This is a genomic window from Streptomyces sp. NPDC046349 (assembly GCF_055587885.1).
The window spans coordinates 150,403-168,505 of the sequence record NZ_JBVJFK010000002.1 but is presented as its reverse complement, the minus strand read 5'-3'; the positions used below and the strand labels follow the sequence as shown (position 1 = coordinate 168,505).

Here is an 18,103-nt window from a genome sequence, read left to right as displayed (position 1 = left end):
GACTTGTGGCCGAGCGTAACGACACCGCTACGCCCCGGTGTCCGAAATCCGGCAACCATGTCACACACCTCCGCCCCGCCCCCGGGAGAGGGGACGGGGCGGGGGCGTCGCTCGGCGCGGGGTGGGGGGAGATCAGCAGGCGCCGAGGTCCTTCCAGACACCCCATTCACCGGTGGTGCCCGGCGTCTCGTTCTGCGTCCACCACTGGGCCCTGTACTTGCGGCCGTTGTGGGAGACCTCGTTGCCGGCGGTGTAGACCGTGCCCGCGACGTAGGCCGGGGTCGAGCCGCAGCCGGTCGGAGGCTGCGTGGTCGGCGGGGTCGTGGTGGGCGGGGTGGTCGTCGGCGGGGTGGTGACCGGCGGCTGCGTGGTGCCGCCAAGGGCGTCGGAGATCTGGCCCAGCAGCGTGGCGTTGTTGTCCAGGCCGAGCAGGGAGTACATCATCGCGCCGGCCAGGCCGCGCTGCTTGCCGTAGTCGACCCGGGCCTGGATGGACTTCTGGTTCAGGCCGGTGAAGAACTCGCCGTCCTTGTAGAAGTACGAGGACTTCGACTGGTCGTCCCAGAAGGTGGTCGCCGCGTTGTCGACGATGCCGCCGAGCTCCTTGTAGTGCGCGATGCCCGCCTGCTGGCTGAGCGGTCGCGCGGCGGAGCCTCCGGTAGCGGTCTGGGCGAGGCCGTTGGTGGTGCCGGCCGGGACGCCCTTCCAGCCGCGGTAGTAGAACTCGTAGCCCAGCGTCAGCTTGTTGGCGGGGAAGCCGCCGGTGATGCCGTAGGCCGGGTTGCCGTCGATCCAGGAGTCGATGGCGTTGTCGATGCTGTACTTCTCGGTGCCCGGCGCGATCGGGTCGGTCGGGTCGGCCGCGGACGGGTACAGCGGGGACTGGTGGTACGTCGGCCCGTCGCCGTCCCAGGCGCCGTGCATGTCGTACGTCATGATGTTGGCGTAGTCCAAGTACTGGCCGATCTTGTCGGTCTCGATGTACTTGATCTTGTCCTGGCCGGCCGGGAGGGCGGCGGTCAGCATGTACTTCTTGCCGCCGTTGGCCGCGCCCTCGGCGTCGAGCTGCTTGCGGAACTCCTGGAGCAGCAGGGTGAAGTTCTGCTTGTCCTCGGGGCCGTAGTGGTTGCCCAGATGGCCGCCGGAGGAGCCGGGGTACTCCCAGTCGATGTCGATGCCGTCGAAGATGCCGGCCGCGGTACCGGCGCCGCCGAAGCCGCCCTCCACCGGGAGGTCGCCCTTGATGTACTGCTTGATGCAGGAGGCGACGAACTTCTTGCGGGAGGCGTCGGTCTTGGCCGCGTCGTGGAAGTACTTGGAGTACGTCCAGCCGCCCAGGGAGATGTTGATCTTCAAGTGGGGGTATTTGGCCTTCAGTTCCTTGAACTGGTTGAAGACGCCCACGATCGGCTGGTTCCAGGTGTCGGCGACGCCGTCCACGCTGTCGGCCGCGCTGAAGGACTTCTGGTAGTCGGCGTAGCTGTCGCCCGCTCCGTCACCGGCGTTGGGGTTGTTGTCGTCACCGGCGGCCTTGTTCGCCTCGAAACAGGTGAGCTCGGTGGGGTGGATGTTGCCGAACGAGTAGTTGATGACGTCCAGCTTGCTCGCTATGCCCCGGGTGTCGAGGTGCTTGGGGTAGAAGGCGTTCCCGTACACGCTCCACTGGTCGTAGTAGGCGATGCGGACGCCGCCCGCGGCGGCTCCGGTGGCGGCGTCCGCGGCCTGCGCGGTGCCGAGCCCCGCGAAGGAGGCAAGCGCTCCGGCTGCCAGCGCGGCCGTGGCGGCGGCTGCGGCGAGGGGTTTACGGATGTGCATGAACTGCCTCCGGGGGGCTGGGAGGAGAGTGCTGGAGGTTCGGGTGAGAGAAGTGATAGCGATCACTCCAGCCCCGCGTCAATGGTTCGGACCAAAGAAGGACTAGACCACTCCGACGCCATTTGCCCAAGTCAGAGACCTGAGCGCACATCAGAAACCGCTGGCCACCCGGGGTGACGAGCGGTTTAAGGCTCTCTTGAGACATGCTCCGGCAAGGTTTCGGCAACAAACCAGCCAAACCCCGTTCTCCCGCCGTCAGTCGGCCGCCGGCACTGCCGTCGGCATGCCGTACGCATCTGCGACCAGACCGTACGAGCGCAGTCGCGCGGCCCCGCTGTGGGCGTTGGCGGTCAGCATCAACTCGTCCGCGCCGGTGCGCTTGGCGAGGCCGTCGAGGCCGTCGGCGACCGCGTCGGGCGCGCCGTGCACGATGTTGGCGAGCCAGCCGTCCACGAACTCCCGCTCCAGCGGGGTGTAGGGGTACGCCGCCGCCTCGTCGGGCGTGGGCACCAGCCCCGGGCGCCCGGTACGCAGCCGCAGCATCGACAGCGCGCCGGTGAGCACCTGGGCGCGGGCCTCCTCGTCGGTGTCGGCGGCGAGCGCCGAGACCCCGATCACGGCGTAGGGGGCGTCCAGGACGGCCGAGGGGCGGAAGCTCTCGCGGTAGAGGTCGAGCGCGGGCAGGGTGCCGGCCGCGGAGAAGTGGTGGGCGTAGGCGAAGGGCAGGCCGAGCTCGCCGGCGAGCCGCGCGCTGAACCCGGAGGAACCGAGCAGCCACACCGGCGGCCGCCCGGCGGGACCCTGCACCGGGCCAGGTACGGCGTGCACGCGGGCGTACGGGTGCCCGTCCGGGAAGTCGTCGTCGAGGAAGCGGGTGAGCTCCGCGAGCCGGCGCGGGAACTCGTCCGCGCCCTCCTCGAGGCGCCCCGGCCCGCGCAGCGCGGCGGCGGTGCGGCCGTCGGTGCCGGGGGCCCGGCCGAGCCCGAGGTCGATCCGGCCCGGGGCGAGCGCCTCCAGGGTGCCGAACTGCTCGGCGACGGCGAGCGGGGCGTGGTTGGGCAGCATGACCCCGCCCGAGCCGAGCCGGATGCGGGAGGTGTGCGCGGCGAGGTGGGCCAGGATCACGGCCGGCGAGGAGCTGGCGACGCCGGGCATGGAATGGTGCTCGGCGACCCAGTGGCGGTGGTAGCCGCGGGATTCGGCAAGGCGGGCGATCGCCCCGCTGGTGCGCAGGGACTCGTGCGCGGTGCTGCCGGCGCCGACGGTGACGAGGTCCAGGACGGACAGCGGGACGGGCGCCCGGCCGAAGGCGGCGCCCCGGATGCCGCTGCGGCCCTCCCGCGCGCCGCCTGCCCGGCCGCCGGGCTGCCCGTTCGCCCCGCCGCTCGCGTCCCCGGTGTCACTCATCGTCGCTCCCGTCCCGTTCTCCACGCCCGCACGTGCCCGTGCGAAACCGTACGAAGAACTCGAACCGTGAGGGGGTGCCCGGCATTCCCGATACCGGGGGGTAGTGCGCATGGCTTTGGCATATGCCAAAGGCATAGATCCAGGCAGACGGACGTGATTGAGCCATCAATCTCCTCAACAGGCGCTCCACATGGGCCTCTTGGTGGCTATCGTGGTAGGGCAAGCGGTAACAACCTGCTAGGGGGAAACCGTGGCGCTGAAGCCCGAGCCGACCGCGCCGTTCCACTCGGTGCAGTACGCACTGCGCGTACTCGAAACGATCGCACGGCACACCGGCGGTGTGACCGACGTGCAGATCGCGCGTGAGACCGGCCTGCCCGCAGTCCATCTCGCCCCGATGCTGCTCATGCTGCGCCGGGAGGGATACGTCCTGCAGGTGGCGGACGGCGCGTACGCCATAGGGGATTCCCTCGTGCTGCTCGGGTCCGGCACCGACCGGCAGCAGGCCCTGACCGACAAGCTCCAGGAGACCCTCGACAGGCTGCGCGACTCGGTCGGCGCGGCCGTCTACATCAGCCGCTACGTGGACGGCGAGGTCAAGATCACGCAGTTCGCGGACAGCCCGCGCACCCCGAAGGTCCACGAGTGGGTCGACTTCCGTTCCGCCGCGCACGCCAGCGCGGTGGGCAAGTGCCTGCTGACGCAGCTCGACCTGAACGGGCGGCGCGACCACCTGTCCCGGCACAAGATCGCCCGGCTCACGTCGAAGACGATCGTGAACGAGCGGATCCTCTTCTCCAAGCTGGACGCCCAGCCGGCCACCGTTCCCATGCTGGACCTGCAGGAGTACGCCGTGGGCACGGTCTGCGCGGCGGTCCCGATCACGGCGGGCGCCTCGGTCGGCTGCCTGGCGCTGTCGATGCCGGTCGAGCACGCGCACCGGCTGCGGGCCGCGGCCGACACCCTGAACCGGAAGGCCGCACCGCTGCTGCTGTCGCTCACGCTCTAGCGGGGTGGTGCCGCCGACCTGTGCGACCGGGGGAAGAGGGCCGAAAACACTTCGGGCGGTTCCCGGTGAACCGGAAACCGCCCGAAGGACAGGTGCGCCGCCAGGGACTCGAACCCCGGACCCGCTGATTAAGAGTCAGCTGCTCTAACCAACTGAGCTAGCGGCGCCTGCTGACAGAGAAAATACTACCCGGTCCTCTGGGGTGCTCCAAACCATTACCCACGCAGGTAGGCGAGGACCGCCAGCACCCGGCGGTGGGTGTCCTCGGCGGGTGGCAGGTCCAGCTTTCCCAGGATGTTCCCGATGTGTTTGCCCACGGCCGCCTCGGACACCACCAGCTCCCGGGCGATGGACCCGTTGGACCTCCCCTCGGCGACCAGGCCCAGCACCTCCCGCTCGCGCGGGGTCAGCGCGCCGAGCGGATCGCGCCGCCGCCGCAGCAGCTGGCGTACGACCTCCGGGTCGACCACGGTGCCGCCGCCGGCCACCGTGACCACCGCGTCGAGGAACTGCTCCACATGCCCGACGCGGTCCTTGAGGAGGTAGCCGACACCACTGCCGTCGCCGGAGTCCAGCAGGTCGGCCGCGTACGAACGCTGCACGTACTGGCTGAGGACGAGGACGGGCAGACCCGGCCGGGCCGTGCGCAGCTCCACGGCGGCGCGCAGGCCCTCGTCGCCGAAGCCCGGGGGCATCCGGACGTCGGTCACGACGATGTCCGGGCCGTGGGCCGCGACGGCGGTACGGAGTGCGTCCGCGTCCCCGACGGCGGCGGCCACGTCGTGGCCGAAGCGCGACAGCAGACCGACGAGTCCCTCGCGGAGCAGGACCCCGTCCTCGGCGAGCACGATCTTCAAGGGGCGCTGTTCGCGGGGCTGCTCACCGGGCACGGGATCTCCAGGCTCAGGACGGTCGGGCCGCCGGGCGGGCTGGTGATCGTCAGTGTGCCATCGAGGACCGCGATCCGGTCGGCCAGTCCGGTCAGTCCGGAACCGGCGGCCGGATCGGCGCCGCCGCGGCCGTCGTCGGTCACGTCGACCAGGAGCGCCGCTCCGGTGTGGCGGGCGGTGAGGGCGGCCCGGGCGGCACCGCTGTGACGGCCGACGTTGGTGAGGGCCTCGCAGACCCCGAAGTACGCGGCTGCCTCGACGGACTCGGGCAGGCGCGGCAGGGCGTCGGACAGGTCGGTGGCGACGGGGACGGCGGAGCGCTCGGCGATGTCGGCGAGGGCGCCGGCGAGGCCGTAGTCGGTGAGCACCCGGGGGTGGATGCCGTGGATCAGTTCACGGAGCTCGGCGAGGACCCGGCCGGCCTCCGCCTGGGCGGTGGCGAGCCGGTCGGCGAGCGGGCCGGGCGGGGCGTCGAGACGGGCGAGCCCGAGGGTCATGGTGAGCGCGACGAGCCGCTGCTGGGCGCCGTCGTGGAGGTCGCGCTCGATCCGGCGGCGCTCTGCCTCGAAGGCGGCGACGAGCCGGGCGCGGGAGCGGGTGACCTCGGTGAGCAGGACGCGGAGCTCGCGCTCGCGCGGTGCGAGGAGGGCACGTGTCAAGGCGGCACGGGCACCGGCGAGGGCGCCGAGGGGCAGGAGCAGTACGGGCAGGAGCACGGCTCCGGCGGCGGCGATGGCCACCGCCTCGGGCTGGGAGGTGATCAACCAGAGTTTGACCACCTTGACCTCGCCGTCGGCGGCGAGGGCCAGCTGGAGCGGGGTGGTCAGCAGGAGGAGGGGCAGGCCGAGGAGGACCGCGACGGCGACGAGGTCGACCCACCAGAGCACGAAGCCGTGCAGGACGGCGTAGGCGAGCTCCCGCCAGGTGGCCTGCTCGCGGTAGCGCAGCCGGGCCCAGGCGAGGAGGCCGGGCTCGGCGGGCGTGCGGTGCGGGGTGGCAGCGGGGTCGGAATCGACGATCCGCAGACGGCGGCGCTCGACTGCGCCGGTGGGGAGACCGGCGAGGCCGAGGAGGGCGAGAAGGGGGAGGGCGACGGTGCCGACGGCGGCGAGCAGGACGAGGCCCAGGAGGAGGGGCAGGCCGGTGAGGGCGCTGCCGGCGAGGTACCCGGCGGCGCGCCAGGGCCAGGCGGAGCGGAGGTAGCGGCCGCGGGCGAGGGCCTGCCAGGGGGTACGGGCGTGATCGTCCATGGCCGCACGCTAGCCGTGGGCCATCCGCCCGGACCATGGCCCCAGGGGGCCGGCCGGGGGTATGGCAGGCCCTACCCCGGCTCCGACGGGCGGCGCGAGCCCGCTGCGCCGGGCCCCGGCCGGGGGCGGTGCGGGTGGCCGCTGCGCGGAGCCGTCTCCCCGCCCCGCCCTTTCGCCGTCCCCGGGGCTCCGCCGCGGGGATCCCGGCCGGCGATGCCCGGAGCCTCCCCCGGCTGCCGCCGGGAGGTCCCGCCTGCTCGGTCGGAGGCGCGGCCGGGAATCCGCGGCCACCGGTCACGACACGGCTTCCTCGCCCGCGCCTCGATCGCCGGCGGGACTGGGACACCTCAGCCCGCGGGTGACCGACGCGGCGCCCGGCCACATCCGGCCCCGACGGTGTTCGAGGCGCGGGGTGCCGGGGCCGCGCCTCGATCGCCGGCGGGACTGGGACACCTCAGCCCCCGGGTGACCGACGCGGCGCCCGGCCACATCCGGCCCCGACGGTGTTCGAGGCGCGGGGTACCGGGGCCGCGCCCTCGCCGCCGCGGCGCGCCATGACACCCGGCCCCCTGCGGAAGGCACCGGCGGACCCCCTGAGGGCTGTCCCGTGATCCCCGGTGGAACGGCGCTCGGCGTCGGATGCGGTGCATCGCACGGCGGAGGAGCGTCCTCGTACCGGGTGTATCCGGGTGTGTCAGGGCATTCCGCCGACGCAGCGAGGCGCCGCGGCTGTCGGCGTGCGCCCGCCGGCGATTGCGGGGCAGCACTCACTGGTGGTTCAGGAGCTCCGTGCGGCCCTGGGTCTCGTACCGGGTCAGGAGGGCCGAGAGCGCCGGCGGGGTCAGGAGGGTGTAGCCCCCGGCGGGGGTGCGGTGCCAGACCGGGTCTTCGCAGCGGAAGCCGCCGCGGCGGAGGGCCACGCGGTGGACCTTGTTCGTCGCGGTGACCGGCATCTCCGGGACGATGCGGACGTAGCGCGGGGCCATTTTCGTGCCCAGGTCCGGCTGACGGGCGAGGAAGGCCTCGAAGGCGTCCGGGGAGAACACCGCGCCGTCCCGGAGGGACAGGGCCGCCATCACCTGGTCGCCCGCGACCTCGTCCGGGACGCCGTAGACAGCCACCGCGGCCGCGTCCGGCCAACGGGCCAGGATGTTCTCGATCACGGCTGCGGCGAGGTTCTCGCTGTCGACGCGGAGCCGGTCGTCGGTGCGGCCCGCGAAGTAGAGGAAGCCCGCCGCGTCCCGGAAGAAGAGGTCGCCCGTCCAGTACCAGCCGTCGCGGGTGCGGTCCGCCTCCGCGTCCGGGTTGCGCCAGTAGCCCTCGAACAGGCTGCGGCCCCGGTTGACCAGTTCACCGATGGCGGCCGAGCCGTTGAGCAGGCGGCCGTCCTCGTCGAGGACGGCCGGAGGGCATTCGGTGCCCGTCTCCGGGTCGATCACCGCCAGGTCGTCGCCCGCGGCCGCCCGGCCGAGGGCGCCCGGCGGGGTGTCGGGGGTGCTCTGCACCGCGGCGCCGCCCTCGGTGGCGCCGTAGCCCTCCACCAGGTGGACGCCGAAGCGTTCGGCGAAGCGTGCCGCGTCCACCGCCCCGGCCTCGGTGCCGAAGCCGAGCCGCAGGCGGTGGACGCGGTCCTCGGGGCGGGGCGCGGTGGCCAGGAGGTACTGGATCGCCCGGCCGACGTAGGTGAAGTAGGTGGCCCCGTGGGCCCGTACGTCGTCCAGGAACGCCGAGGCGGAGAAGCGCCGGCGCAGCGCCACCGCGGCTCCGCCGACGAGTGCCGGGAGCCAGTCGGCGATGACGGCGTTGCCGTGGAAGAGCGGCATGCAGACGTAGTGGACATCGTCCGGGCCTACGGAGAACCGGCTGGCCAGCGAGGCTCCGGCGGCCGCGAGCCGGCCCTGGCTGCAGATGGCTGCCTTGGGAGCGCCGGTGGAGCCGGAGGTGAAGTAGAGGAGGAGGCGGGTGTCGGGGCCGGGCGGGCGCAGTGCGGTCTCGCCGGGCTTGGCGGCGGCGTAGGGCGCGAGGAGGGCGTCGTACTCCTCGGTGCCGGTGACCAGGACGCGTACGCCCGGCAGGTCGAGACCGCGCAGCAGGGGCAGGTGGGCCGGCTCGGTGATCAGGAGCCGGCAGTCGGTGTGCAGGATGTCGCGGGCCAGTTCGGGGCCGCGCCGGGTGGTGTTGATGCCGGCGACGGCGGCCCCGGCGAGGGCCGCCGCGCCGAGCCAGAACGGGAACTCGGGGGTGTTGTCGAGCAGGACCCCGAGGTGCGGCTCGGCCTCCGCGGGCATGAGGTCGACGAGGAGCGCGGCGCGTGCGGCGGCTTCCTGGGCGGTCCGGTGGTGGGTGAGGACACCTTCCTCGTGTTTCAGCCCGGGCCGGTGGTCGCCCCATTGGCGCGCTATGAGCTCCGCGACGGTTTCGGATGCTGTCGTCGTCCGCATGCCGCCGGAGGGTAGCTGACGTTCCGTCAGAATTGAACGTCCGAGCAGGCGTAGAAGGCCATCGGGGTGTCGTTGACGGTCCAGACCGCCAGGATCAGGTGCCGGCCCGTCTTGCCGCTGGGCATGGCCCCCTGGTGGACGGTGGTCATGGCGGGGCGGGCGCCGTTGTAGGCGACGGTGAGGAAGGGCTGGGGCTCGAGGTCGGCGCGGGTGAGGGCCTTGGTGCCGGTCCAGCCGTTCTTGGTGACGTAGTACTTGAAGTCGGTGGTGGAGTGGTTGGCGGTGAACTGCCACCGGAAGCCGTAGCTCTGACCACTGGTCACCTTGGTGGTGGGCCAGGCGCCGCCGCGCGGGTTGTCGAGCTCGGCGAACTGCGAGAGGCCTCCGGAACATATCCTGCCGTCGGCGGGACCGGCGGCAGGGAAGCCCTTGAAGCCCTCGACGCTCTGCGGCTCCCACTGGATCGCGCCACAGTCGGCCACGGTCTTGTTGGCGCAGAGCTTCTGGCGGCTGATGGGGGTGTCGGTGTAGCCGTGGCCGCTGGCGCCGGGCGCGCCGATGAGGGTGATTCCGGCGACGAGGCCGAGGCCGAGCGCGGCGACACCGGCCCGTCCGGGCATGCGGACGTTACGCATGATGCTCCTTGAACGTGGGGGGAGTTCGGCGAGAGCGCGCGCGTGGGGATTCAGGTCTAGACCAAGTTCCAGATTATTGACGAGAGTTGGCCATGTCCATACCAATGAGGAAACGGGTGGTCCGGTCACTTCCGGCCACCCGTTCCCCGTCGTCATGTGCGTCCCGACACGTGTCCCGCTATTCGGCGCGCCCCGTGTAGAAGGCGACCGTGAGGTCCTTCACCAGGGCCTTGCGCTCGTAGTCGTCGAGCTCGACGAGTCCGCGCGAGGTCAGCCGGTGGACGGTGTCGTCCACGGCGTCCACCACCGAGGTCAGCACGCTGTCCCGGTGCTTGGCGTCGATCGCGGCGACCCGGCGGCGGCGCATGGCCTCGGCGACCTCGGCCGCGTACTCGATCCGGGTCGGCTGCGCCGAGAACACCTCGATCCCGACCGCCTCGGTCTCGGCCGCCAGCATCCGGGTCAGCGCGTCGCCGACGGCCTCGGCGTCGCGCAGGGTCGGGGCGTCCTCGTGGAAGGCGTCCGCCGGGAGCTGCGACAGGACGCGGGCCATGGCCGACTCGACCTGCTCGGCGAGGTACTCGGCGTGGTCCGCGACGGCGAGGGTGGCCCGGGCGGTGTCCTTGACCTGCCAGACGACCTGGACGACGACCTGGAGGGCGAGGCCGCCGGAGTCGACGGCGGGCATCGGGTCGCTGCGCCAGTGGCGCAGGCGTACGTCGACCCGGCGGCGCAGCAGGAGGGGGCTGACCCAGGTCAGGCCGGTACGGCGGACGGTGCCGCGGTAGCGGCCGAAGAGGGTGAGCACCCAGGCGTGGCCGGTGCGGGCCCGGCCGAGGCCGCCGAGCGCCACGAGGGCGACGATGCCGAGGAAGGCGAGCGGCGGCCAGTGGGAGGCGCGCAGGCCGTGGAAGGCGCGGGGTGCCGCGCCGAAGGCGGCCGCGAACGCGTCGGGGACGGCCCCGGCCCGCCAGAGCACCGCCGTGCAGCCGGCCAGGGCGAGACCGCCGACGGCCACGCCGACCCAGCCGGGCAGCACCGGGCCGCGGTGCTCGCGGAGGCGGTCGTCGCCGCGGGGGACCCGGCGGCCGGGCGCGGGACGCGCCGGGCGCGGCGCGACGGTGGGCGCGCGCTCCGGCAGGAGGGCGGTCGGCGCGGCGCGGAACGGGAGGTGCAGCGGTACGTCGGTGACGGCGGTACCGCGGTGGGGGACGGAGACGTTCGGGAGGTCCTGCGTGTCGTCCTCCTCCATGGCGCGCGCCACCGCCTGGGCGACGATCGCGGCGACGCCGGGTCCGGGCACACCGGAGTTCGGCGCGGTGTCGGGCTCCTGGTTCCCTTCGCGCTCTTCGTGCTGCGGGTGCGGGCGCGGGATGTCCGTGCTGCCGGACGCGGAGTCGGGCGAGGTGTGCACGGGCTCGGGCTCGGACTCCCCCCGCGCCGCGGGCACCGCCGCCGGGCCGGAGTCGACGCCGCCCTCCGCACCCGTTGTCGCGCGCTGCCGCGCCGGGACGGGGACCGGCTCCGCCGCCCTGGGCGCAGCGTGCCCGGGGAACGGGGCCGGGGCGGCCGGGGCCGGGGCGGCCGGGGCCGGGGCCGAAACGACCTCCGGCTCCGCAGCGCGGGCGGCGGTGTGAGGGGCAGGCGCGGCCGCCCGCTCCGCCGCCCGGACCGGGTCCTCTCCGGTCGGCGCCGCTGCGGCTGCGGGCACGTCCTGGGCCCCCGCCGTCGCGGCCGGCGAACCGTACGCGACCCGGGGCTCCGGCGCCCGGGACGCAGCCTGCCCGGCGAATGGAGCCGGGGCCGCCGGGGCCTCTCCGGCGGGCCCCGGAACCGCAGCCGCACGGACCCGGTCCGCCGCGCGAGGCTCACGGTGCGGGGCGCGCACGGCCGGCGGCTGAGCCCCGGGAGGCGCAGCCTCGCCGACAGGCGCCGCAACGGCCCCGGCCGGCACGGCGGGCGGCGCGGCATCGGCAGCCGCCGCAGGTCGGACCGGCGGCTCCGCCGCGCGGGGCGGGGCGTACGTGCCGAGCGGGGCGGGCCGCGGGGCCTGCGGCGCGGGGGCAGCCGGTCCCGCCGGCGCGGTGTGCGGTGCCGCCGGGGCGCCCTCCGCGCTACCGGCCGACGCCGTCGGCGAGCCGTAGTCGGCCGGCTCCTCCAGCGGCTCCGCCGACGCGGTGTGCGGTGCGGCTGCGGACCCCGGGTCGGCGGCAGGGGCAACCGCCGGCTCCGCCGCCCAGGGCGAAGCCTCCCCGGCCGGGCCAGGGACCGGGACCCCCTGCGGTGCGGTCACGGGTGCCGGCGCGCAATCGGGGCCGACCTCCGGGCCGCCCGCCGGGAACGGCGTCCGACCCGCCGACACCGATACGGGGAGCCGGGCCGGCGCCGCCGGCAGACCGTACCCGGCCTGAGCCCCCAGCGGCTCCGCCGACGCCGTGGGCGACGGGACGGAGGCGGGCGCGGGGCCCGGACAACCCGTTCGCGGCGAGAGCGAACCGGCCGGCGGGGCGCCCCCGGCCGGGGCCTCCGGCGGCACCACCCACGCCGTGGGCCGTGCCGCCGCAGGCGACGGGATACCGTCCGGGTCCTCCGCACGCGGTGGAAGATGCCGGACGGGCGCCGCCCAGGGCGAAGCCTGCCCGGCCGGCGCCGGGACGGGCTCCGGTGCGAGCGCGGGCGACGGGCCGGAGGCGGGCACGGCATCCGGGGCGGTCGGCGCGGCGCCCGGGCCGCCCGCCCGGGGCGGGGCCTGCCCGGCAGGGGCGGAGGCGGTGACGGCCTCCCGGGCCGGGGAGCGGAGGGACAGGGTCGGGGTCGTGGTGGCCCAGCCGAAGGAGGTCGGGGCGGGCTCGGGCGCGGCCGGTACGCGGAGGGTGCCCGTCGTCGAAGTGGTGCGCGTGGGAAACATCGTTACCTCCGTCATGCGAACAGCCGGCGCCAGGTTTCCGGGCCCGGGTAGCCGTTGGCCGCGGCCCCGCGCCAGCCCTGCGCGCGCTGGAAGGCCTCGACGTTGCGGCGGTCGGCCTCGCCCCAGCGGGCGCCCGGGCCGGACGTGTAGTACTTGCCGAATCCCTTCTTCACCAGCTGCCGGCCGAGGGCCTCGACGGCCGGGTGCGACTGCCCCGGGCGGAACACCGCGGCGCCGGGGTAGGCCCGTACGCCGCCCGGACCGGGCGCCGCGCCCACCAGCGGCGGGATGTTCCTGCCCTGCTTGTCGACGAGCAGGCGCCAGGTGTGCGCGCCGGGGACGCCGTCGGCGTCGGCGCCCGTCCAGCCCTGCGCCCGCTGGAAGGCCTGCGTGGCGAGCCGGTCGTGGTCGCTCCACGTCCGGTCGGCCACCCCCTTGGGGTAGAAGCGGTACGCGCCGCGCTCGATCAGCATCCGGCCCAGCCGGGCGACGTGGTCGTTGACGGCGCCCGGCGCGAACTTGTCCGCGCCCGGGAAGGTCTTGGCGGCGTCGCCCGGCTTCGGACCGGCCGGCGGCGGTTCGGGGGCGGGTACGGCGCCCGGGGTCTCGGGGACGATGCCGCCCGTCACCCCGTTGAACCGGTACGGGACGTACTTCGCCGCGTTGGCCCAGTACCCGTAGGGCGTGGCCAGCTTCCGCGTCGTGGGGCGCGTCTGCTCGTAGGCGACGTAGTGGGTGCGCGTCGCGTCGACCCAGCCGCCGAAGAGGACCACATGCGAGCCGTTGTTGGGATCCGCAGGGTTGTGGAAGAGCAGCATGTCCCCCGGCAGCAGCTCATCCTTCGTGATCTTGGTAGCGAACTTGTCGAGGCTGCCGGTCCACTCGTTGGAGCCCAGGTTCCAGGCCATGGAGACATAACCGGAGCAGTCCTGCCGGTAGCCGTCCGACCAGTACGTGGACATGCTGTACGGGACCTGCGCGTCCAGCCACAGCTTCGCCCTGGTGATGATCGTCGTGCGGTCGATCCGCTTCACGGCCCCGGGCCGGCCCGGGGCTCCGGGGCTGCCCGGCATGCCCTTCGGCCCGTGCAGGGGGGTGCGTCCGCCCTGCGGGCTGCCGGGGTCGTCGAGGGCCACCGGACCGGCCGCCGGCGCACTCAGGGCCACCGCGGTCCCTCCGCCGCCGCCGAGGACCACTCCGGCGGCGGTGGCCAGCACCAGCGCGCGGCGCGCGCCGCGCGCGGCGGGGTGACCGCCGTCCCGGAGCGGTATGGCCCCGGCGCGGGCGAGGGCACGACGGCGCTGGGCGCATCCCGGGCACACGCAGTCGCCCGCGGGCTCGTACTCCTCGAAAGCGGGCATCGGCATCTGCACATGCGTCGGGGGCTGCATCGTCATGCGGTTCCGTCCACTCCCCTGCTGTTCCAGTGGTCGACCCGAGCCGCAGCTGATAAAGCATCAGATGCGGTCGGCGCAGACATATCGTGCACGATAAACCGCTCAAACATGGGTTAATCGGACAGGGCGGGCGTGGCTGGTCACGAGCACCCGCAGAGGTGGGGTAGAGTTTTCCCTGTCAGCAAGCGCCGCTAGCTCAGTTGGTTAGAGCAGCTGACTCTTAATCAGCGGGTCCGGGGTTCGAGTCCCTGGCGGCGCACAGACGGAGGAAGCCCCTCACAGTGAAAGCTGTGAGGGGCTTCTTCGTTCTCCGTGTGAAAGCTCCGCGCCGAGCCACCGGGGATGAGGGGACAGGCCTTACACCGGCGTGCCGGGGCGGACTCCCACGCCCGTCAGGTAGGCGGAGACCACCACGTTCGCCGTGTACTCCTTGGCCGCTTTGTCGTACGTTCCCCCGCAGGTCACCAGCCGTAGCTCCGCGCGGCCCCGCACCCGGGGGCCGTATGCCCTGTGCGCGTCGAAGGCCGCGCGCTCGTAGACCCGTACGTCCTCGATCGTGAACTCGGCGACGGAGCCGTCCGCCCGCACCACGCGCACCTTGTCGCCCGGCTGCGCCGAGCTCAGACCGTAGAAGACGGCCGGCTTGGAGCGCGTGTCCACGTGCCCCACCATCAGCGCCGTCCCCGCAGCCCCCGGCTGGACGCCCTGCCCCCACCAGCCCACCGTGCCCGGGCTGTCGTACGGCGGCGGATCGATCGCGCCGTCCTTGTCCAGGCCCCGGGAGACCACCGGGGCCTGGATGCCTATGGACGGCACGTCGACGCGCTGCGGCGGCGATCCCGTGACGGGGGCGTGCGCGGCCGGCAACCCAGCGCCCAGCGCCCCTCCGGCCTGCCCGGAGAGCGGGGCCGGCGCCGCGGTCAGCTCACGGCCCCACAGCCACAGGCCCAGCACCAGAACCGACCAGGCCGCGAAGGTCAGCATCCGGCCCCCGGCGGAGGCCCTGGCCTCGCCCGTCCGCCACTGCTCGCTCACGCGGCGCCCGCCTCACTCGCCGCTGCGGCGGCGGCGCAGGGCCAGCGCCCGGCCCGCGACGGCCAGCGTGGCCACCGCCGCGAGCACGGCGCCGACCACCGTGTGCGGCATCCCCGGGCCGTCGCCGCCCGTGTGCTCCTTCTTCGCCGCGGTGAGCAGGCCGGGGGCCTCGGCCGGGCGGTCGGCCATACCGCCGCCGCCCGCGTGGACCGGCCAGATCGGCGAGGCGTGGTGGGAGGGGTGGCGGTGGGCGGAGATCTGGACGGAACCGGTGAACTTCTCGTCGCCGTCGCAGTACACCCGGACGGCGTGCCAGCCCGGCGAGGCGTGCGAGCTGATCATCGCGTCGCCGTGGAGCGGGCTGCGGCGCCCGCCGTCCCGCCCGTAGAGATCGGCGTTCGACACGAAGACGGAGGACTTGGCCGCCCCCCGGTTGCCCTCACAGCCGTGGACCCGCAGCTTGACCTGCGCTCCCGGGTGGGCCGGGTTCGGGTCGACCGTGATGCTGCCGCGGTCGCCGCGGTCCTCCTCACCCGCGAGGGCGGTGGGCGCGGAGACGGCGGTCACCGCGGAGAACGCCGCCAGGGCGGCGGCCACGGCGGCGGTGCGGACAGCAATCGGAACACTGCGCATGGTGAACCTCCTCGACAAGGAGATTCACGCGCGGTACGCCGCTGCGCATCCCGAGCAGCGCCGTACGTGTCCGTCGTACGCCCCAAACGCGGTACGCCCGGACGGCCCTACGGTGCGTTTCCGCTCGGCCGGCAGGCACGGCCGGCATGCACAGCCGTCCGTGCGGCCGGAGAACCCCTCAGACCAGGTCGACCAGGTCCGCGATCGAGTCGACCGTCTTGGTCGGGCGGTACGGGAACTTCTCGGTGTCCCGCTCGCTGGTCAGACCGGTCAGGACGAGGAAGGTCTGCATGCCCGCCTCCAGGCCGGCCAGCACGTCGGTGTCCATCCGGTCGCCGATCATCGCGCTGGTCTCCGAGTGCGCGCCGATGGCGTTCAGGCCCGTACGCATCATCAGCGGGTTCGGCTTCCCCGCGAAGTACGGCTGCTTGCCGGTCGCCTTGGTGATCAGGGCGGCGACGGCGCCGGTGGCCGGGAGCGGGCCCTCGGTGGACGGTCCCGTCTCGTCGGGGTTGGTGCAGATGAAGCGCGCCCCCGCATTGATCAGGCGGACCGCCTTGGTCATGGCCTCGAAGCTGTAGGTGCGGGTCTCGCCCAGGACCACGTAGTCGGGCTCGTGGTCGGTGAGGACGTAGCCGATGTCGTGCAGGGCGGTCGTCAGACCGGCCTCGCCGATGACGTACGCCGTGCCGCCCGGGCGCTGGTCGTCGAGGAACTTCGCGGTGGCAAGGGCGGAGGTCCAGATGTTCTCGACGGGCACGTCCAGGCCCATCCGGGCCAGCCGGGCCTGGAGGTCGCGCGGGGTGTAGATGGAGTTGTTGGTCAGCACCAGGAAGGGCTTGCCGGATTCGCGCAGCCGCTTGATGAAGGCATCGGCGCCCGGGATGGGGGTGCCCTCGTGGATGAGGACCCCGTCCATGTCGGTGAGCCAGGATTCGATCGGCTTGCGCTCTGCCACTGGACTGTTCTCCGCTCTCGCTGACCTGCTGCCTCTGGTCTGTACCACCCTATCCGGGCCGGGCTGTGGCCGTCCTCGCCGTCCACAGCCCGGACGCCGGGGCCCCGGACGGTCAGCCCAGGCGGACGTTGTCGACGGTCCAGAACCAGTTGTTGTTGCCGCTGTAGCGGAAGCGGACCTGCACGTCGGTGGCGCCGGCCGGGACCTGGAGGGCGATGGAGTCGGCCTTGGCGACGGCGTCGGCGGTGTACGTCTTCACCACCGCCGGGGCGGCGCCGTTGTAGGAGACGAGGACCTGGGCGGTCTGGCCCGTCTCGTGGCGGTAGTGCGTCTGGAAGGTGAGGGTGCGCGTGCTGCCGCCCTCGACGGGCCACTTGGGGGTGGCCAGGGTGGAGTCGAAGGTGCCGGTGTGGGGCTTGTCGTCCCACTCGTCGGAGTCGGCGACGGCGAAGACGTCCCGGGAGCGGACGTTCAGCTCGCGCCACTGGTCGCGCTGCGACTGGGTCCAGAACTCGTCGGTCGCGAAGGCCCAGCCGGCCCACTCGGAGACACCGCCCGTGCCCATCCTGGAGTTGTCGACGGACCAGCCGGCGGGCGGGGTGTGCGTGAAGCCCTTCACCCCGGCCGGGATGCCCGTCTCGTCCACCCGGTCCCGCAGGGCCGGGCGCACCGTGTCGAAGGGGTCGGCGTCCGGGGAGCCCAGCGGGACGCCGTCGATGCCGGGGGCGGCGACGCCGACCTGGGCGAGGGCGGTCGCGGCCGCGTCGGACAGTTTGACGTCGTCGCGGACCGAACCGGCGGGGATCCCGGCGCCCTTGGCGATGACGAAGGTGCCGCGCTCGGCGATCGTCGAACCGCCGTGGCCGCCGGAGGGGATGTGGCCGTGGTCGGTGGTGACCAGGATCTTCCAGTTTTCCTGGCCGTAGGTCGGGCGGTTCCGGACGGCGCTGAGGAGCTGGCCGACGAGGGCGTCGACGCGGGCGACGGCGTCGAGGTACTGCTGGCTCGCGGCGCCGTAGGAGTGGCCGGCGGCATCGATCTCGCCGAGGTAGACGAAGGCGGCGTCCGGGTTCTGGGTGCGCAGTTCCGCCGCGGCCGCGGCGGCCACCTTCGGGTCCTCGTTGCGGTAGCCGTCGCGATCGCCCTTGAGGGAGAGGCGCTTGTCGACCTTCGCGGAGAAGATCGGACCGTTCTGGTCGGTGGAGGTGATGGGCTCCCAGTCGGCCGCCGCGTACGTGTTGAGCGTCGGCCTGGCGTTCTCGATGCGGGTGAGGAAGTCCGGGTACGCGGCGTAGTTCTTGCCGGTGAAGGAGTTGTCCCTCACCCCGTGCTTGTCCGGCCAGACCCCGGTGGCGATGGTGGACCAGCCGGGGCCCGAGGAGGTGGCGGCCATCGGGCCCGCGTAGAGGGTGCTGCGGGCGGTGAGGCCCTGGGCCATCAGGCCGTGCAGGTGCGGGGCGGCGGCGGCCTTGACGCGGTCGAGGACCGCGCCGTCGACGCCGATGACGAGGACCTTGTCGGTGGTGGCGGCCGCGGCGGCGGTGGCGGTGGGGGCGCCGAGGGCGGCGGCGAGCAGGACGCCGGCGGTGGCGGCCACGGCGAGGGTGCGTCCGGCAGGGACGGCAGGGGACACGAACTCCTCCGGGAGTGATCGTGGGAAAGGCGCCGGGGGGTGACGCTGGGGAGTGACGCTGGGGACATGCGCGGTGTCCGGCCCAAAGGTGC

13 protein-coding genes and 2 tRNA genes are annotated in these 18,103 nt (G+C 73.7%); 2 read left to right on the top strand and 13 right to left on the bottom strand.

Annotated features, from left to right (window positions below; translation table 11 throughout):
* Positions 1-132: 132 nt before the first annotated feature.
* The gene (locus tag ACZ6JS_RS04440; protein ID WP_469295709.1) at positions 133-1,815 is read right to left on the bottom strand and encodes a glycosyl hydrolase family 18 protein; all 1,683 of its coding nucleotides are present in this window, start codon (positions 1,813-1,815) and stop codon (positions 133-135) included.
* Positions 1,816-2,070: 255 nt separating this feature from the next.
* The gene (locus ACZ6JS_RS04435) at positions 2,071-3,222 is read right to left on the bottom strand and encodes an LLM class flavin-dependent oxidoreductase (RefSeq protein WP_469295708.1); all 1,152 of its coding nucleotides are present in this window, start codon (positions 3,220-3,222) and stop codon (positions 2,071-2,073) included.
* Positions 3,223-3,472: 250 nt separating this feature from the next.
* On the opposite strand from ACZ6JS_RS04435, the gene ACZ6JS_RS04430 reads away from it, so the two are divergent.
* Positions 3,473-4,231: an IclR family transcriptional regulator gene (locus ACZ6JS_RS04430; protein ID WP_469295706.1), complete on the top strand. Its 759-nt coding sequence runs from the start codon at positions 3,473-3,475 to the stop codon at positions 4,229-4,231.
* A 93-nt stretch (positions 4,232-4,324) separates the two neighbouring features.
* Here the strand turns inward: ACZ6JS_RS04430 and ACZ6JS_RS04425 are convergent.
* From ACZ6JS_RS04425 to ACZ6JS_RS04395, 7 genes are all read right to left on the bottom strand, one after another.
* A tRNA-Lys gene (locus tag ACZ6JS_RS04425) sits at positions 4,325-4,398 on the bottom strand.
* 48 nt (positions 4,399-4,446) lie between these two features.
* Positions 4,447-5,121 carry a LuxR C-terminal-related transcriptional regulator gene (locus tag ACZ6JS_RS04420; RefSeq protein WP_469295705.1) on the bottom strand — a complete coding sequence of 225 codons (675 nt, stop codon included), beginning with the start codon at positions 5,119-5,121 and terminating at the stop codon, positions 4,447-4,449.
* The gene (locus ACZ6JS_RS04415) at positions 5,085-6,371 is read right to left on the bottom strand and encodes a sensor histidine kinase (protein WP_469295704.1); all 1,287 of its coding nucleotides are present in this window, start codon (positions 6,369-6,371) and stop codon (positions 5,085-5,087) included. Before ACZ6JS_RS04415 ends, ACZ6JS_RS04420 begins: the two co-directional genes overlap by 37 nt.
* Before the next feature lie 767 nt (positions 6,372-7,138).
* Positions 7,139-8,812 carry an AMP-binding protein gene (locus tag ACZ6JS_RS04410; protein ID WP_469295702.1) on the bottom strand — a complete coding sequence of 558 codons (1,674 nt, stop codon included), beginning with the start codon at positions 8,810-8,812 and terminating at the stop codon, positions 7,139-7,141.
* Between the two features lie 26 nt (positions 8,813-8,838).
* Positions 8,839-9,432, bottom strand: coding sequence for a lytic polysaccharide monooxygenase auxiliary activity family 9 protein (locus ACZ6JS_RS04405; protein ID WP_469296392.1), 594 nt, complete (start codon positions 9,430-9,432; stop codon positions 8,839-8,841).
* Between the two features lie 193 nt (positions 9,433-9,625).
* Positions 9,626-11,158 (bottom strand): SPFH domain-containing protein, encoded by a 1,533-nt coding sequence (locus ACZ6JS_RS04400; RefSeq protein ID WP_469295701.1) that lies wholly within the window; start codon positions 11,156-11,158, stop codon positions 9,626-9,628.
* Between the two features lie 1,208 nt (positions 11,159-12,366).
* Positions 12,367-13,722, bottom strand: a complete 1,356-nt coding sequence (locus ACZ6JS_RS04395) for a peptidoglycan-binding protein (RefSeq protein WP_469296390.1) — start codon at positions 13,720-13,722, stop codon at positions 12,367-12,369.
* A 215-nt stretch (positions 13,723-13,937) separates the two neighbouring features.
* Here ACZ6JS_RS04395 and ACZ6JS_RS04390 point away from each other — a divergent pair.
* Positions 13,938-14,011 (top strand) — tRNA-Lys (locus tag ACZ6JS_RS04390).
* A 98-nt stretch (positions 14,012-14,109) separates the two neighbouring features.
* Here the strand turns inward: ACZ6JS_RS04390 and ACZ6JS_RS04385 are convergent.
* The 4 genes from ACZ6JS_RS04385 to ACZ6JS_RS04370 form a co-directional block, all read right to left on the bottom strand.
* Positions 14,110-14,736 (bottom strand): class F sortase, encoded by a 627-nt coding sequence (locus tag ACZ6JS_RS04385; RefSeq protein ID WP_469296389.1) that lies wholly within the window; start codon positions 14,734-14,736, stop codon positions 14,110-14,112.
* Between the two features lie 63 nt (positions 14,737-14,799).
* Positions 14,800-15,420, bottom strand: a complete 621-nt coding sequence (locus ACZ6JS_RS04380; protein ID WP_469295700.1) for a hypothetical protein — start codon at positions 15,418-15,420, stop codon at positions 14,800-14,802.
* Between the two features lie 178 nt (positions 15,421-15,598).
* Positions 15,599-16,378 carry an HAD-IIA family hydrolase gene (locus ACZ6JS_RS04375; RefSeq protein ID WP_469295699.1) on the bottom strand — a complete coding sequence of 260 codons (780 nt, stop codon included), beginning with the start codon at positions 16,376-16,378 and terminating at the stop codon, positions 15,599-15,601.
* A 112-nt stretch (positions 16,379-16,490) separates the two neighbouring features.
* Positions 16,491-18,011 carry an alkaline phosphatase family protein gene (locus ACZ6JS_RS04370; RefSeq protein WP_469295697.1) on the bottom strand — a complete coding sequence of 507 codons (1,521 nt, stop codon included), beginning with the start codon at positions 18,009-18,011 and terminating at the stop codon, positions 16,491-16,493.
* Between the last annotated feature and the right edge of the window lie 92 nt (positions 18,012-18,103).

Excerpts from the sequence above, each read along its gene's own strand:
- ACZ6JS_RS04440 (WP_469295709.1), bottom strand. The coding sequence starts at position 1,815 with ATGCACATCCGTAAACCCCTCGCCGCAGCCGCCGCCACGGCCGCGCTG.
- ACZ6JS_RS04435 (WP_469295708.1), bottom strand. The coding sequence starts at position 3,222 with ATGAGTGACACCGGGGACGCGAGCGGCGGGGCGAACGGGCAGCCCGGC.
- ACZ6JS_RS04415 (WP_469295704.1), bottom strand. The coding sequence starts at position 6,371 with ATGGACGATCACGCCCGTACCCCCTGGCAGGCCCTCGCCCGCGGCCGC.
- ACZ6JS_RS04410 (WP_469295702.1), bottom strand. The coding sequence starts at position 8,812 with ATGCGGACGACGACAGCATCCGAAACCGTCGCGGAGCTCATAGCGCGC.
- ACZ6JS_RS04405 (WP_469296392.1), bottom strand. The coding sequence starts at position 9,432 with ATGCCCGGACGGGCCGGTGTCGCCGCGCTCGGCCTCGGCCTCGTCGCC.
- ACZ6JS_RS04395 (WP_469296390.1), bottom strand. The coding sequence starts at position 13,722 with ATGCCGATGCCCGCTTTCGAGGAGTACGAGCCCGCGGGCGACTGCGTG.
- ACZ6JS_RS04385 (WP_469296389.1), bottom strand. The coding sequence starts at position 14,736 with ATGCTGACCTTCGCGGCCTGGTCGGTTCTGGTGCTGGGCCTGTGGCTG.
- ACZ6JS_RS04380 (WP_469295700.1), bottom strand. The coding sequence starts at position 15,420 with ATGCGCAGTGTTCCGATTGCTGTCCGCACCGCCGCCGTGGCCGCCGCC.